Here is a 15,549-nt window from a genome sequence, read left to right on the forward strand (position 1 = left end):
AAAAACGCATTCTACCCACTTTCAGTGACCATCGGGCATCGCCAAGGCTTTGCCGCCTCAGGGCTGCTCGCTATACTGCGCACCAACTTAACGGACTAAGAGCCGCGCTCAGTGAACCGGCCATCGCCTGTCAAAACCGATAACTTCTTCCTGCTGATCTTCCGGGCCCTTCGCGATAGACGCGTTCCGATAGCTCTGCGTATTGCCAGCCACAACGTGATTCTGGTCGCGTTGGCGTTGGTCATTTATGCAGTCGTCATGGGTTTGCAGTTCAAACAGGCCATGCACGAGCAAGCCGATGCGCTGGGTCAGAGCCTGACCACACAAACAGCCACATCGGCCACTGAACTGCTGGTGTCCAACGACATCCTCAGCCTCAACGTGCTGCTCAATAACCTGACGAAAAACCCGCTGGTGGCCCACGCCGCTATTTATAGCGTCGACAACCGCATCCTCGCTGAAGCCGGGCAACGCCCGAAAAGTGGCCTGCTGGGCGAAACCGAAGGCGTGTATCAAACCAAGATCACCTTTCAGGATGTAACCGCCGGGCATTTGCGCATCAGCCTGGACATGCGCCAGTTCGAACAGCCGATGACCATCAGCTTGCAGAGCATGGGCATCCTGAGTGCCATTTTGCTGGCACTGGCCTTGGCCTTGAGCTTGCGTTTGGGCAGGAACATTACGACACCTTTGTTGCAACTGCGTGTCTGGCTGCGTGAGCCGGACCCTTACACCCCGGCCATCAACCGCCAGGATGAAATCGGCGACCTCGCCCGCCAGTTGCACACACGCCTGGCCCCGCCAGCGCCTGAGCCGGAACCCGAGCCAGAACCCGAATACGACGACGAAGAAGCCGAAGAAGACGAGCCGGCGTTCGAAGTGCGTAACCTGCGTGATCCGGGCTTTGATGAAACCCCGCCTGCACCGGCACCAAAAGCTGCGCCGCGCCAGGTCATCAGTGCCGAAGAAGACGAAAACTACGACGAAGACCCGTTTGCCGACCTGCGCGACACGGCGTCCGAGGCGCCAGCGCCGGTGGTCAAGGCCCAACCGGCCAAGCCTGCCGCACCGCAACCGAGTGCTGTACTGGCCGTGCAACTGGGCGCCCAGGAGCAACTGCGTCGCCTGCCACGTGCCCGCTTGATGGAACTGCTGGAGCGTTATCGCGACTGCCTCAACCAGGCGGCGTCGCTGTACCAGAGCGAGCTGCACACGCTGAACGATGGCAGCACGCTGATGCTGTTCCACAGCGACGACAGCGGCGAAGACTACCTGACCAACGCCATTTGCTGCGGTGAATTGCTGCGTGCGTTGGGCCATGCCTTGCAGATCGAAGTCGCGGACAGCGGCATCACCCTGCAACTGCAATTGGGCCTGGTACTGGGCGAAGGCCTGAGCGGCATGAGCCAGATCGACCTGCTGCTGACCGAAACCGCCCAGGACGCCCTGGCCCTGTCGCAACACAGCCGCAACCTGCTGCTGGTAGAGCGCAAGATCAGCGACGACGCGCTGATTCGCCCACGCGCGCGCATCCGCCCGATTGCCAGCCCCGAAGGCGCCTGCTGTGTTGAGCGCCTGATGGAGCCCTACCCGTCCATGCTCGAACGCCAACTGGCGCGGATGCACGAAAACCGCGGGTAAGTCACTCGGAACATTTGTGGGATCGGGCTTGCTCGCGATTGCCACGCCTCGGTGGGTCAGACGTACCGAGTCGACTGAATCGCGAGCAAGCCCGCTCCCACATAGAGGTTGACGCACCGATTACAAATCAAAAAAAATCCCGCACACGTGCGGGATTTTTTGTATCTGGCCATCACCTCAGAAGCGGAACACTTCCATGTCGGTGCGAATCGGTGAGGCGGTCGGGATCTTGGGCCTGTTCACTTCCTGCTTGGGCGCAGGCTTGGGCTCGGGCTTGTGCGGTTCGATCAAGGGCGGCTGGTTGGCCAATGGCTTGAGTGCCACGGTCAGTTGTTCGCTCAGTTGTTGCAACAACTCACCTTGGGCGCGGACCTGATCGGCCGTGCTGCCATCGTGCTTCTGCTCAAGGTGCACCATACGGCTGTCACGCACCTGACCACGGCGGTCGAGCAAACGCCATTGGGCATCAAGGATCGCTGGCTGGTTTTTACCCGAGTCCAACCGGGTGATCGACAGCAGCACTTGCACGTCCGGAGCAAACCCCGCAGTGGCCGGGGCCAGTACCACGCGCTGGCTGTCCAGACGCCAGGCCAGCTGGCGCACCAGCAACTGGTCAATGTCAGACGACAAACTGCCCGCCCAACGACCATCGGTCGCCGCGCTCAGGCTGCCATCGGTTTGGCGCTGCAACAGGGTTTCACGTTGCAGGTAGTCAGCCACGGTTACCGGGCCAAGGAGTACGGCCATGCCAGCGCTTTGCTTGGGCTGGCCGGGGTTGCCGCTGTCCAGTTGGTACAGGGACGCTGGCTGGTGCACGCTGCACCCCGCCAGGCCAAGCACACCGGCCAGCAACGCAATTAAAGGAAGGCGCAGAACGTTCATCATTCCATCCAGGTGGCCGCCACACGGCACGCCACAGTGTCATTCTCAGAAAATATCGGGCACATCGCTATCGGCTGTGCGAAAGAGCGCCATATCATCCGTGAATATGCGGCCTTACTCCAGCGCCGCAGCGCCGATCTGCGCGAAAAAACCCAGATCGGCGCACCGCGCTTAGTTAGGCGTCTCTACCAACAGGGCGTCTACGCGCTGGAAGCCACGCGGCAGCTTGTTGCCGCGGCGCCCGCGCTCACCTTTGTAGTGCTCAAGGTCATCGGCCTTGAGCGACAAGGTGCGCTTGCCCGCCTGCAACACCAGCGTGGCGTTGTCGGGCAGCACGGCGAGGTCGGTCACGTACTCTTCGCGACTGGCTACGCGCTCGCCCGGAATGCCGATGATCTTGTTGCCTTTGCCCTTGCCCAGTTGCGGCAGGTCACTGACTTTGAAAATCAACAGTCGGCCTTCGGTGGTCACCGCCGCCAGCCAGTTGTTTTCGCGATCTGCCACAGGCCGCGGAACCATCACTTGCGCGCCTTTTGGCAGGGTCAGCAAGGCTTTACCGGCTTTGTTCTTGGCTTGCAGGTCTTCACCTTTCACCACAAACCCATAACCGGCGTCCGAGGCGATCACGTACAACGCGTCGTCGTCAGGCAGCAGCACGCATTCAAAGGTGGCGCCCGGTGGCGGGGCCAACCGCCCGGTCAGCGGCTCGCCCTGGCCACGGGCCGACGGCAAGGTGTGCGCCGCCACCGAGTAGCTGCGCCCGGTGGAGTCAATAAACACGGCAAATTGGTTGGAGCGCCCGGCCGCCGCGGTTTTATAACCGTCGCCAGCTTTATAGGACAATCCGGTCGCGTCCAGGTCATGGCCTTTACCGCAACGTACCCAGCCTTTTTCAGACAGCACCACGGTGACAGCTTCAGTCGGGATCAGCTCGTTTTCCGACAGGGCCTTGGCTTCTGCACGGGCCACGATCGGTGAACGACGGTCGTCGCCGTAGGTTTCGGCGTCGGCCAGCAACTCGCTGCGCACCAGCTTTTTCAGCTTGGCTTCGCTGCCCAGCAAGGTTTGCAGCTTGGCTTGTTCTTTACGCAGGGCGTCTTGCTCGTCGCGCAGCTTCATCTCTTCAAGGCGGGCCAATTGGCGCAAGCGCGTGTCGAGGATGTAGTCGGCCTGGATTTCGCTCAGCTCAAAACGGGCAATCAGTTCAGCCTTGGGATGTTCCTCGGTCCGAATGATGTGAATCACTTCGTCAAGGTTTAGATAAGCGATCAGCAAACCGTCCAACAGATGCAGGCGGCGCTCGACTTTATCCAGACGGAACTGCAAGCGGCGGCGCACGGTTTGTACGCGGAATTCCAGCCACTCCACCAGCAAGGCACGCAGGTTTTTCAGTTGCGGCTTGCCGTCCAGACCGATGATGTTGATGTTGACCCGGAAGGTCGACTCCAGCTCGGTCACGGCGAACAAGTGCTGCATCAGCTCGTCGAGATCCACCTTGTTGTTGCGCGGGATGATCACGATACGGCACGGGTTTTCGTGGTCGGACTCGTCACGCAGGTCGGTGACCATCGCCAGCTTGGTCGGCTTGGCCTGCATCAGCGCCGCGATCTGCTCCAGTACCTTGGCGCCCGACACCTGGTGCGGCAACGCCGTGACCACGATGTCGCCGTCTTCTACGTGGTACACCGCACGCATGCGCACCGAGCCACGGCCGGTCTGGTAGATCTTCAGCAGGTCGGCGCGCGGGGTGATGATTTCGGCTTCGGTCGGGTAGTCCGGGCCCTGAATGTGCTCGCACAGTTGCTCGACGGTGGCTTTAGGTTCATCGAGCAAACGCACGCAGGCGCTGGCGACTTCGCGCAGGTTGTGCGGCGGTACGTCGGTGGCCATGCCCACGGCGATACCGGTGGTGCCATTGAGCAGGATGTTCGGCAAACGTGCCGGCAACACCGCAGGCTCATCAAGGGTGCCGTCAAAGTTTGGCACCCAGTCTGCCGTGCCCTGGCCCAGCTCGCTGAGCAGCACTTCGGAGTAGCGCGACAGGCGCGCTTCGGTGTAACGCATGGCCGCGAAGGATTTGGGATCATCCGGCGCACCCCAGTTACCCTGGCCGTCGACCAAGGTGTAGCGGTAGCTGAACGGCTGGGCCATCAGCACCATGGCTTCGTAGCAGGCCGAGTCGCCGTGCGGGTGGAACTTGCCGAGCACGTCACCGACGGTACGCGCCGATTTCTTGTGCTTGGCGTCGGCGTCCAGCCCCAGCTCGCTCATGGCGTAGACAATACGCCGCTGTACCGGCTTGAGGCCGTCGCCGATGTGCGGCAAGGCCCGGTCCATGATCACGTACATGGAGTAGTTGAGGTAGGCCTGTTCTGTGAAGTCGGCCAGTGACCGGCGTTCTACGCCGTCCAGGCTGAGATCAAGGGAGTCGCTCATGCGGACCTCATTCAGTTCGTTGTCTGGCGCAACAGCATGGTGCCGTCGCGCTGGGTAAATTCAAGTTTGTTCAAAGCGCTCATGCCCAGCAGCACTTGTTCGCCTTCAAGCCCCGGCGCCGCCACCGCTCGCACGTCGCGCAACACGATGGCGCCCAGTTGCAGGCGGTCGATTTGCGTGCGGTAGCCCTGAACCCGGCCATTGGCGGTGTTCAGGGTCACGGCGGCGCCCCTGGGCAATGCCAGTTGCCTGGCGAGTTCCTGCGGGACCGCCACATCGGTGGCCCCGGTATCGAGTAAAAATTCCACCGGCACGTTGTTGATCCGGCCGCTGGCGACAAAGTGGCCCTGCACGTTGCCGCGCAGGGTCACTTCGATATAGCCCTTGCCTTGCTGCGAGGCTACCTCGGTATTGGGGTTTTGCTGACGCTGTTCTACACGCCCGAAAAACTGCGTGGCCAGGTACAAACCGGCGCACCAGGCCACGATCATGAAGATGCGCCCCATCCCTTTACCCGGCGCCTGCTGGCTCATGACTTGGCGCTCCAGCCACCTTGCGGGGCAGCAAAGCGCCAGACAATCGGGCGTTTCTCGCCATCGGCGCGCACGTGGCTGCCGTTATCCACGCCGATCCACGCGCCTTTGGCGTCGATGACCAGCGCTTCGGCGTTGCCGTACGGGCTTTTGTACAAACGTTCTTTGGTCAAGGCGTCGTTGGCAAATGACCAGCAGCGCTCGACTTCACCGGTGTCCAGAGTGCGACGGCACACGCGGTAGGCCATGCGTTCAAGGGTAAACAGCTTGCCCTCGAACAGCGCCAGATCAGAAAAGTCTTTCTGCTGGGGCTTGCCCTTGAGTTGCGACGGTGGCTGTTCAAGGCCGCCTTCGCTCATCAACACGCAACCGTTTTCACAGTCCCACACGCTCTGCTGCTTGCGGATGGTCAGCAAACCCCGGCGCTCGCGCTCGGCCGCCAACCAGAGCTGCGTGCCCTGCGGGTTGACCACAATGCCTTCAAACAGCGCATTAAAGTGCAGCAACATGCCGCTGGCACGGGCCTGACGCACCAGCGCCGGGTCGATTTTCAGCCAGGCCGGGGCGCCAATCGGCGGCACCCGCAGCACGGCAGCATGGGCTTCACTGACCACGTAACGGTTACCGGCGTCGTCGCAGGTAATGCCTTCGAAATCCAGATCGCCCCCGCGCAGCGGGCTGATGGCTTTACCCATCATGCGCACGCCCCACGGCAAGCCGCTTTCGGGCACAGGCGGCACTTCAATGGTCACCGCCTCGGCCTGCCACAGCGGGTCGCGGGTATCCAGACGGTACAGCTGATCATCATCGCGATCAGACACGGCCCACATCTCGCCCTGGCACATCGCCAGGCCAGACAAGTTACCCCCGCGCATGCCTGCCACCGGATGCTCGGACTGCAGCGCCAGCTCTGGCCAGGTATCCGCCAGAACCGGGGCCGCACTCACACACAGCAGCGCCAGCAAGGCACTGCGCATCAGGCCAGCACCTGCGCCAGATCGCCTTTGGATTCAAGCCAGGACTTGCGGTCACCGGCGCGTTTTTTCGCCAGCAGCATGTCCATCATTTCTGACGTCGCGGCGTAGTCTTCGAGGGTGAGTTGCACCAGACGCCGGGTGTTCGGGTCCATGGTGGTTTCACGCAGTTGCGGCGGGTTCATTTCGCCCAGGCCTTTGAATCGCGTGACCTGCGGCTTGCCGCGTTTTTTCTCGGCCACCAGACGGTCGAGAATACCGTCGCGTTCGGCCTCGTCGAGGGCGTAGTAAATCTCTTTGCCCAGGTCGATCCGGTACAGCGGCGGCATGGCCACGTACACGTGACCGGCGTCGACCAGCGGCCGAAAATGCTGCACGAACAACGCGCAGAGCAAGGTGGCGATGTGCAGACCGTCGGAGTCGGCGTCGGCCAGGATGCAGATTTTGCCGTAGCGCAGCTGACTCATGTCCGCCGCGCCCGGATCAACACCAATGGCCACAGCGATGTTGTGTACTTCCTGGCTGGCGAGGACTTCGCTGCCGTCGACTTCCCAGGTGTTGAGGATCTTGCCGCGCAACGGCAGGATGGCCTGGAATTCTTTGTCCCGCGCTTGTTTGGCAGAACCGCCTGCGGAATCACCCTCTACCAGAAACAGCTCGGAGCGCATCGGGTCCTGCCCGGCGCAATCAGCCAGTTTGCCGGGCAAGGCCGGACCTTGGGTGATGCGTTTGCGTTCAACCTTTTTGCTGGCCTTGAGGCGACGACCGGCGTTATTGATCGCCAGCTCTGCCAGTTGCATGCCCAGTTCAGGGTTGGCGTTGAGCCACAGGCTGAACGCGTCCTTGACCACACCCGAGACAAACGCCGCCGCTTCACGGGACGACAAACGCTCTTTGGTCTGGCCGGAGAACTGCGGCTCCTGCATTTTCATCGACAAGACGAATGCAATGCGTTCCCAGACGTCTTCGGGCGCCAGCTTCACACCACGCGGCAGCAGGCTGCGGAACTCGCAAAACTCACGCATGGCGTCGAGCAGGCCTTGGCGCAGGCCGTTGACGTGCGTGCCGCCCTGGGCGGTCGGGATCAAGTTGACGTAGCTTTCCTGCACGCTGTCGCCGCCCTCTGGCAGCCACAGCAGCGCCCAGTCGACGGCTTCTTTATTACCCGCCAGGCTGCCGCAGAACGGCTCGTCCGGCAGGCGTTCGAATTCGCTGACCGCGTCGACCAGGTACGAGCGCAGGCCGTCTTCGTAGTGCCACTCGACTTTTTCGCCGGTGCCTTTGTCTTCAAAGCTCACCAACAGGCCCGGGCACAACACAGCCTTGGCCTTGAGCACGTGCTTGAGACGGCTGACCGAGAACTTGGGCGAATCGAAGTATTTAGGGTCCGGGGCGAAGTACACGCTGGTCCCGGTGTTGCGCTTGCCGACCGTACCGACGACTTCGAGGTCGGTGGCCTTGAAGCCATCGGCGAAGGTCATCTGGTATTCGTTGCCGTCGCGCTTGACCTTGACCCGCACTTGGGTCGACAAGGCGTTCACCACCGAGATCCCCACGCCGTGCAGGCCGCCGGAGAACTGGTAGTTTTTGTTCGAAAACTTGCCGCCCGCGTGGAGCTTGGTCAGGATCAGTTCGACGCCTGACACACCCTCTTCGGGGTGAATGTCGACCGGCATGCCACGCCCGTCGTCGCTGACTTCCAGCGAGTGGTCGGCGTGCAGGATGACTTGCACCGATTTGGCGTGACCGGCCAGGGCTTCGTCGACGCTGTTGTCGATGACTTCCTGGGCCAGGTGGTTTGGCCGACTGGTGTCGGTGTACATGCCGGGGCGTTTGCGCACCGGGTCGAGGCCCGAGAGGACTTCGATGGCGTCTGCGTTATAAGAGCTAGCGCTGGGAGTGGCCATAGGGTCTCGTCGTTAGTCGTAAGTGAAAAATAAGGGCCATTCGACTCGCGCTTAAAGCGCCGCGAAGTCGATGGTTTGATACTGATGTGCCGCTATGCCGGCGAAACTCAACAGCCCCGGCAGTTGTTCGGCAAACCCTTGGTAGCTGTGATCGCCGCCGCCCTGAATCCGTAACGCGCACGCGGCGTAGTACTGTTCGGCATGGCGGTAATCCAGGGTTTCGTCGCCGGTTTGCAACCACACCTGATAACGCTGCGGGTCTTGCGGGGCTGGAACTTCCAGCGCTGCCAGGGCCAGCACGTGATCGTGGGTCAGCTCCCAGGTTTCGCCGCTGTAAAAGTTGGTTTGCGTGCCCAGGTAGCCGTCGAAGTGACGATGCGGGCTGACGGCCGGGTTGACCAGCAAGGCCTTGAGCCCATGCTGTTCGGCCAGATAGGTCGCATAGTAGCCGCCGAGCGAGCTCCCGACCAGCAGAGGACGGTCCAGTTCGCTGATTGCCGCCTGCAATTGCGCCATCGCCTCACGCGGATGGTGGTGCAAGGCCGGAACGCGCAACTGCTCACTCAGCCCGATGCGCTGCATCACGGAGGCCAGCTGGACGGCCTTTTTCGACTCGGGGGCGCTGTTGAACCCATGGATATACAAGATGGAACCCGACATGCAATAACCCCCGAGTACAGATTTAGCCGAACGCTGTTTCAAGAAAGACGCGCAGTTTAGCCTGACTCAAGGGGCCATGGCCGTTTCAAGATAATTCAGGCCCGCCCACTCAGTAATTGTTCGCGCTGTAATCGGGCGTGAACACAAAGTTATCCAGCCGCGACACGCCGGTGTCCAGCGCGCCATCGGGGTGCAGGCGGAGCCAGCGATAGCCGGGCGCCTCGCCGCTGACATCAAAGTCTGTGCTGCCCGGCGTGAACTGCACGCAGGTAGAAGGCGTTGCCAGCAAGCGCACACTGTTGCGCACATGGTCGAACGGCTGATGGATATGCCCCCAGAGCACGGCGCGCACCTGCGGGAAGCGATCCAGCACGGCCCAGAACTCGTTAGCGTTGCGCAGACCGATCGGCTCGATCCATTCACTGCCCACCGGCACCGGGTGGTGGTGCAGGCAAACCAGATGATGACGCTGCGGCGCTTCGCTCACAGCCCGGGCGAGCAACTGTAATTGCTCATCCTCCAGATAACCCGGCGTGGCGCCCGGCACCTGCGAGTTGAGCAAAATGATGCGCCAGTTGCCAATGTCCAGAACCGGGTCGAGCAGACGGGTCTGCACCGTGGCTTCGCGCATCTGCGCCAATCGGTCGTGATTGCCGGGCAGCCAGCGGGCATTGGCGCACAACGGCTCGCTCACTTGCCGAAACCGCTGATACGCCGCAACGCTGCCGTCCTGAGCCAAATCGCCGGTGGCCAGCAGCAGATCGACCTGCTCCTGCTCGGCCCGCGCCTTGTCGACCACCTGTTGCAGGCTCTGCGCCGTGTTCAGCCCCAGCAGGGTACTGTCTGCGTCGGCAAACAAATGGCTATCGGTCAGTTGCACCAGCAGCACCGAGTGTTCGGTGGTCGGCGTGGAAGCGTTGGGCAAGGCGTTCTCCCGGTGGGTAGATAAATGGCGCGATTATGCCACTCCAGAACCCTCTGTAGGAGCGAGCTTGTCTCGCGATCTTTGATCGTTAAAAGATCGCGAGGCAAGCTCGCTCCTACAGCAGCAAAGCCTAGCGGACTTCGGCGTACTCGTGCCCGCAGGCCAGGCAATGGCTCAGCCACTCACCTAAAAACACATTGAGCTGGGCCTTTTCGTCGGGCTGGTGCATCGCATCATTGGGGTAAGGATAGATGCTGCGAAAGCGCCGCGCATGTTCAGCCCCAATCACCTCGGCCATGCGCGCATCGTGGTACACCTGCACTTGCAGTTCCGGCACCGGCAGCCACGGCAGGCTGTGTTCCTGGCGCACGCGCAAGGTGCTGGTGTACGGGCAGTCAAGCATCACTTCAAGGGTTAGCACGCCGAGCATCTGCTCACCCTGAGTGACCGCGATCTGTCGCGCGCTCGGTTGCTCGCGCATGTCAGGCAATAAACGCATCAGCCGCGCATAGTTGGCTTCGCAGGCAGCCTGCAAGCCAATCAAATCAACCCGGTAGCGATCACGGACGCCATTTACTGCCATAACCCCCTCACTTCAGCGCGGTTAAGCGCCAGCCACTGCAGGGCAATAATGCTCGCCGCGTTAGAAATACGTCCATCACGCACCGCTTGCAGCGCATCTTCATACGCCCATTTAGTCACGCGAATGTCTTCGGCTTCTTCGTCCAGACCATGCAGGCCGCCCGCATTAGAGCTGTCGCAACGCCCCAGAAACACGTGCACAAATTCAGTGCTGCCGCCCGGTGACGGGAAATAACGGGTAATGGGCCATAACGCCGAGAACGTCAGCCCCGCTTCTTCTTGGCCTTCGCGGTGGGCGATGTCTTCGGGGTCATTTTCACCCTCTTTGTCGATCAGGCCGGCCACCAGCTCGATCAGCCACGGGTTGTCGATTTTGCCCAGGGCGCCAACGCGAAACTGCTCGATCAACACCACTTCGTCGCGCACCGGGTCATAAGGCAGCACACACACCGCGTCATGACGCACAAACACCTCACGACTGATCTCACGGCTCATGCCACCGGCAAACAGCTCATGGCGCAGGAAAACCCGGTCCAGTTGGTAAAACCCCTGGTAGCCGTTTTCGCGTTTTACGATCTCGACGGCGCTGGGCTTGGCCTTGGTGATGTCAGTCATGGAAAACCTCTTGCTGGCAAATTCACACCGGGGGTGACCCCACGGCATCGCGCATCCTAACGCGCCTGTGCTTCTGGATGCAGCCCCTTTTATAACGTGGGGATAGACGGATTGCCTGCAAACCAACTCTAATTGACACCTTCAAGCTTAGCGGCGAACTGACGCCCTTGTTGGCAGTCGAACGAGCCTGCGTTCACCTTTCTTTCGTTGATGAAGGACGACCATGTCACTTTTAAAACTGGCTTCCCTGACTTGCATCGCCCTCGCGCTGGGTGCTTGCCAGAGTGCTTTTCAACCCAAACCGCTGGCGTTCACCCCCGATGCCTCCGAGCAGGTCAAAGCGGGCTGCAAGGGCGATGACTGCCCGCTGGTCAACATTGAGACCGTGCACTTCGCCGCCGATCCGAAGCTGGACGCCCTGATCGAACAGCGCCTGCTGAAAATGACCGTCAACTCGCCGGACGACAAATTGGCGCCGTCGCTGAACGCTTACCGCGAGCAGTTCCTGCGCACTGCCGACACCCGCAACAGCATGTATTTGCAGGCCAAGGTACGTGAGCAGCATGACGACTTGGTGATCATCGAGCTGATCAGCTACCTGGACACCGGCGGCGCGCATGGCATGCCGGGCCGTGGCTTTATCAACTGGTCGCGTAAAGACCATAAAGAAGTGACCTTGCAGGACATGCTCCTGCCGGGTCAGGAAAGAGCCTTCTGGGGCGCGGCCAAAGTGGCGCACAACAACTGGCTGATCAACTCGCACCGCAGCAACGATGCAGAGTTCGTCAAAACCTGGCCGTTCCAGCAAACCCCGAACGTGGCGCTGCTTAAAGACAGCGTCTTGCTCAAGTACGACGTGTACAGCATTGCCCCGTACTCCGATGGCAACGTTGAGCTGAGCATTCCGTATTCGCGCTTGAACGGGATTATCAAGCCGGAGTGGTTGCCGGGTCGCGGCTAACCCAAAACGCCCAAAACGTCTGTAGGAGCGAGCTTGCCTCGCGATCTTTTAAAAAGATCCAAAGATCGCGAGGCAAGCTCGCTCCTACAGTGGGTTTTGGGTTGTGGTTGTGGGTTAGTGTTTGCGGCCCAGCACCCACATCAGCAGCCCGGCCAGCAGCAACGCCGGCAAGGTTGCGCCGACATCCGGGTAGAAGTTGGCCAGCAGGTGATAGGTCAGCACCCCGCCCGACCAGGCCAGCAACGTCGGCCAGCGCAGCAGGCCCGGTGTCACGTCGACGCTGCGTTTACGCACAATGAAGTGATCCACCAGCACCACGCCAAACAACGGCGCAAACACCGAGCCAATCAGCAGCAAGAAGTTCTGGTACTGCGCCAGCGGCGCCAGCAGGGCGATCAAGGTGCAGATAACGCCAATGGCCAACGCCAGGTGCTCAACTTTCAAGCGCAGCAAGAATCCGCTGGAGACGGCCGCCGAGTGAATGTCAGCGAAGGCGTTTTCAGATTCATCGAGCAAAATCAGCAGCAACGCAATCCCCAGGCCAGCCCCCGCCAGCGCCAACAGCAGCGCATTGACTTCACCGCTCGGCGCGAACGCCAGGGTGTAGGCCACACCCAGACTCATCAGCCAGAAGTTGCCGATCAAAAAGCCCAGCGCGGTGCCGCCAAACACGCTTTTGGCGCGTTTGCCGAAGCGCGAATAGTCGGCGATCAGTGGCAGCCACGACAGTGGCATGGCAATCGCAATGTCGAAACCCACCGCGAACGGCATCGAACCGTCGCCCTTCTGCGCCCATAAAGCAGCCAGATCGGCCTTGGCGAAGAGGTTCCAGGTGAGCCACAGGCACGCGGCCAGCAACAGCCAGATGCCCCACTTACGCAAGATCTTGCGCACAAACGCCAACGGCCCGCTGACCGCGAGCAGCGTGGCCAGGGCGCCGAAGAATAATGTCCAGAGCAGCGGATTGCTCAGCCAACTGCCCTCACTGAAGGCCCGCGCGCCAAGCAGGCTGGCGGCATCGCGCATCACAATGATTTCAAACGAGCCCCAGCCAATCAGTTGCAGAACGTTCAACACGGCAGGGAGCATGGCACCGCGGCTGCCCAGGCTGAGTTTTAGCGCGGCCATGGAGGACAGCCCCGTGTCGCTGCCGATCACCCCCACCGACGCCAATAGCGCCACGCCGACCAGCGTGCCGAGAAAAATTGCCAGCAGCGAACCCGACAGGCCCAGCCCCGGCGCCAACAAGGCCCCGGTCTGCAACACCATCAGCCCGACGCCGAGGGAGAACCACAAGGAAAACAGATCGCGAGCGCCGAAGACGCGCTTGTCCAACGGGACGGCGGTATCCGGCGAGTAAGTGCTGGGTGTGTTCAAGGAAAGAGTCTCTTGAAGAGAAAGAAGGTGCCGGATAATCAAACCCGTGGGAGCGGGCTTGCTCGCGATGGGGTCGACACGGTTTCACATGCAGACCGCGTCGTTCGCATCGCGAGCAAGCCCGCTCCCACAAGGGGAACTGCTTACATCACACCTTCTTGTACAACTGGCTGCCTTCCTGCTTGAAGCGCTCGGCCTGTTCCGCCAGGCCTTTGGCCACGTCGACGTCGACCGCTTCAATGCGTTGGTTGGCGGCGTAGATGCGCACTTCCTGGGTGATTTTCATCGAGCAGAATTTCGGCCCGCACATGGAGCAGAAATGCGCGACTTTGGCCGAGTCTTTCGGCAGGGTTTCGTCGTGGTACGAGCGCGCCGTGTCCGGGTCCAGGCCAAGGTTGAACTGGTCTTCCCAACGGAACTCGAAACGTGCCTTGCTCAGCGCGTTGTCGCGGATTTGCGCACCGGGGTGGCCTTTGGCCAAGTCCGCGGCGTGGGCAGCGATTTTGTAAGTGATGATGCCGGTCTTCACGTCATCCTTGTTCGGCAAGCCCAAGTGCTCTTTGGGCGTGACGTAGCAGAGCATGGCGCACCCGAACCAGCCGATCATCGCCGCGCCAATGCCCGAGGTGATGTGGTCGTAGCCCGGCGCGATGTCGGTGGTCAGCGGGCCGAGGGTGTAAAACGGCGCCTCGTCGCAGCACTCCAGCTGCTTGTCCATGTTCTCTTTGATCAACTGCATCGGCACGTGGCCCGGGCCTTCGATCATGCACTGCACGTCGTGCTTCCAGGCGATTTTGGTCAGCTCGCCGAGGGTTTCCAGCTCACCGAACTGCGCGGCGTCGTTGGCGTCGGCAATCGAGCCCGGACGCAGGCCGTCGCCCAGCGAGAAGCTGACGTCGTAGGCCTTCATGATTTCGCAGATTTCGTCGAAATGGGTGTAGAGGAAGTTCTCTTTGTGGTGCGCCAGGCACCACTTGGCCATGATCGAACCGCCCCGCGACACAATGCCGGTCACGCGTTTGGCGGTCAGCGGCACATAGCGCAGCAACACCCCGGCGTGGATGGTGAAGTAGTCCACGCCCTGCTCTGCCTGCTCGATCAGGGTGTCGCGGAACAGCTCCCAGGTCAGGTCTTCGGCCACGCCGTTGACCTTTTCCAGCGCCTGGTAAATCGGCACCGTACCGATCGGCACCGGCGAGTTGCGGATGATCCACTCACGGGTTTCGTGAATGTGCTTGCCGGTGGACAAGTCCATGACCGTGTCCGACCCCCAGCGAATGCCCCAGGTCAGCTTGGCCACTTCTTCTTCGATGGAGGAGCCCAGCGCGCTGTTGCCGATGTTGCCGTTGATCTTCACCAGGAAGTTACGGCCGATGATCATCGGCTCCAGCTCAACGTGGTTGATGTTGGCCGGGATGATGGCGCGGCCACGGGCGATTTCGTCGCGCACGAATTCCGGGGTGATTTCTTTCGGGATGTTGGCGCCGAAGCTGTGGCCGGCGTGCTGCTGGTCCAGCAGGCCCGCCGCACGGGCTTCTTGCAGCTTCATGTTTTCGCGGATGGCGACGTATTCCATCTCGGCGGTGATGATGCCCTGACGCGCGTAGTGCATCTGGGTGACGTTGGCCCCGGCCTTGGCCCGGCGCGGGTTTTTCACGTGGGCGAAACGCAGTTTGGTCAGTTCGGCGTCTTCAAGGCGCATTTGCCCGAAGTTCGAACTCAGGCCCGGCAGGCGTTCGGTGTCATCGCGGTCATTGATCCAGGCCGAACGCACGTCGCCCAAGCCTTTGCGCACGTCAATCTGTACTGAAGGGTCGGTATACGGGCCTGAAGTGTCGTAGATCAATACCGGCGCATTGATTTCACCGCCAAAATCGGTCGGCGTGACATCAAGGCTGACTTCACGCATCGGCACCAGAATGTCCGGGCGCGAACCCTGTACGTAAACTTTTTGCGAGCGGGTAAACGGCTTGACCGACTGCTCATCGACCTTGGCCGAATCACTGAGATTGATCGCGTTTTTTAGTGTTGTACTCATCACGGCTCTCCAGACTGC

At 61.1% G+C, this 15,549-nt stretch carries 13 protein-coding genes; 2 read left to right on the forward strand and 11 right to left on the reverse strand.

Features of this window, described 5'->3' with window-relative positions:
• The first annotated feature begins 111 nt into the window (after positions 1-111).
• On the forward strand, positions 112-1,641 hold the full coding sequence (locus TU84_RS00905) for an AhpA/YtjB family protein (RefSeq protein ID WP_048366615.1): 1,530 nt from the start codon (positions 112-114) through the stop codon (positions 1,639-1,641).
• Between the two features lie 177 nt (positions 1,642-1,818).
• On the opposite strand, the gene TU84_RS00910 is transcribed toward TU84_RS00905, so the two are convergent.
• The 9 genes from TU84_RS00910 to TU84_RS00950 all read right to left on the reverse strand — a co-directional run bounded on the left by TU84_RS00910 (position 1,819) and on the right by TU84_RS00950 (position 11,155).
• Positions 1,819-2,523, reverse strand: a complete 705-nt coding sequence (locus TU84_RS00910; RefSeq protein WP_174479310.1) for a PqiC family protein — start codon at positions 2,521-2,523, stop codon at positions 1,819-1,821.
• A gap of 171 nt (positions 2,524-2,694) precedes the next feature.
• Positions 2,695-4,959 carry a DNA topoisomerase IV subunit A gene (parC, locus tag TU84_RS00915; RefSeq protein ID WP_048366617.1) on the reverse strand — a complete coding sequence of 755 codons (2,265 nt, stop codon included), beginning with the start codon at positions 4,957-4,959 and terminating at the stop codon, positions 2,695-2,697.
• A gap of 11 nt (positions 4,960-4,970) precedes the next feature.
• Complete coding sequence (locus tag TU84_RS00920) at positions 4,971-5,492, reverse strand: retropepsin-like aspartic protease family protein (protein ID WP_048366618.1); 522 nt, start codon at positions 5,490-5,492, stop codon at positions 4,971-4,973.
• Entirely contained in the window at positions 5,489-6,469 is a 981-nt protein-coding gene (locus TU84_RS00925; protein ID WP_048366619.1) for an esterase-like activity of phytase family protein, read from the reverse strand. The genes TU84_RS00920 and TU84_RS00925 overlap by 4 nt, the downstream gene beginning before the upstream one ends.
• The gene (gene parE, locus TU84_RS00930; RefSeq protein ID WP_048366620.1) at positions 6,469-8,373 is read right to left on the reverse strand and encodes a DNA topoisomerase IV subunit B; all 1,905 of its coding nucleotides are present in this window, start codon (positions 8,371-8,373) and stop codon (positions 6,469-6,471) included. The genes TU84_RS00925 and parE overlap by 1 nt, the downstream gene beginning before the upstream one ends.
• Positions 8,374-8,424: 51 nt before the next feature.
• Positions 8,425-9,033, reverse strand: a complete 609-nt coding sequence (locus TU84_RS00935; protein WP_048366621.1) for a YqiA/YcfP family alpha/beta fold hydrolase — start codon at positions 9,031-9,033, stop codon at positions 8,425-8,427.
• Between the two features lie 109 nt (positions 9,034-9,142).
• Positions 9,143-9,958, reverse strand: coding sequence for a 3',5'-cyclic-AMP phosphodiesterase (cpdA, locus tag TU84_RS00940; protein ID WP_048366622.1), 816 nt, complete (start codon positions 9,956-9,958; stop codon positions 9,143-9,145).
• Positions 9,959-10,088: 130 nt separating this feature from the next.
• Complete coding sequence (locus tag TU84_RS00945; protein ID WP_048366623.1) at positions 10,089-10,541, reverse strand: DUF1249 domain-containing protein; 453 nt, start codon at positions 10,539-10,541, stop codon at positions 10,089-10,091.
• Positions 10,532-11,155, reverse strand: coding sequence for an NUDIX domain-containing protein (locus TU84_RS00950; protein WP_048366624.1), 624 nt, complete (start codon positions 11,153-11,155; stop codon positions 10,532-10,534). Before TU84_RS00950 ends, TU84_RS00945 begins: the two co-directional genes overlap by 10 nt.
• A gap of 223 nt (positions 11,156-11,378) precedes the next feature.
• Between TU84_RS00950 and TU84_RS00955 the strand changes: the two genes are divergently transcribed.
• Positions 11,379-12,116, forward strand: a complete 738-nt coding sequence (locus tag TU84_RS00955) for an RsiV family protein (protein ID WP_048366625.1) — start codon at positions 11,379-11,381, stop codon at positions 12,114-12,116.
• A gap of 114 nt (positions 12,117-12,230) precedes the next feature.
• Here the strand turns inward: TU84_RS00955 and cytX are convergent, their stop codons facing one another.
• Together cytX and thiC are read right to left on the reverse strand one after the other, a co-directional pair.
• Positions 12,231-13,493, reverse strand: coding sequence for a putative hydroxymethylpyrimidine transporter CytX (cytX, locus tag TU84_RS00960; RefSeq protein WP_048366626.1), 1,263 nt, complete (start codon positions 13,491-13,493; stop codon positions 12,231-12,233).
• 148 nt (positions 13,494-13,641) lie between these two features.
• Positions 13,642-15,531 (reverse strand): phosphomethylpyrimidine synthase ThiC, encoded by a 1,890-nt coding sequence (gene thiC, locus TU84_RS00965; protein WP_048366627.1) that lies wholly within the window; start codon positions 15,529-15,531, stop codon positions 13,642-13,644.
• Positions 15,532-15,549: the final 18 nt, after the last annotated feature.

The sequence above is a fragment of the Pseudomonas helleri genome, assembly GCF_001043025.1.
Taxonomy (GTDB): Bacteria; Pseudomonadota; Gammaproteobacteria; order Pseudomonadales; family Pseudomonadaceae; genus Aquipseudomonas; species Aquipseudomonas helleri.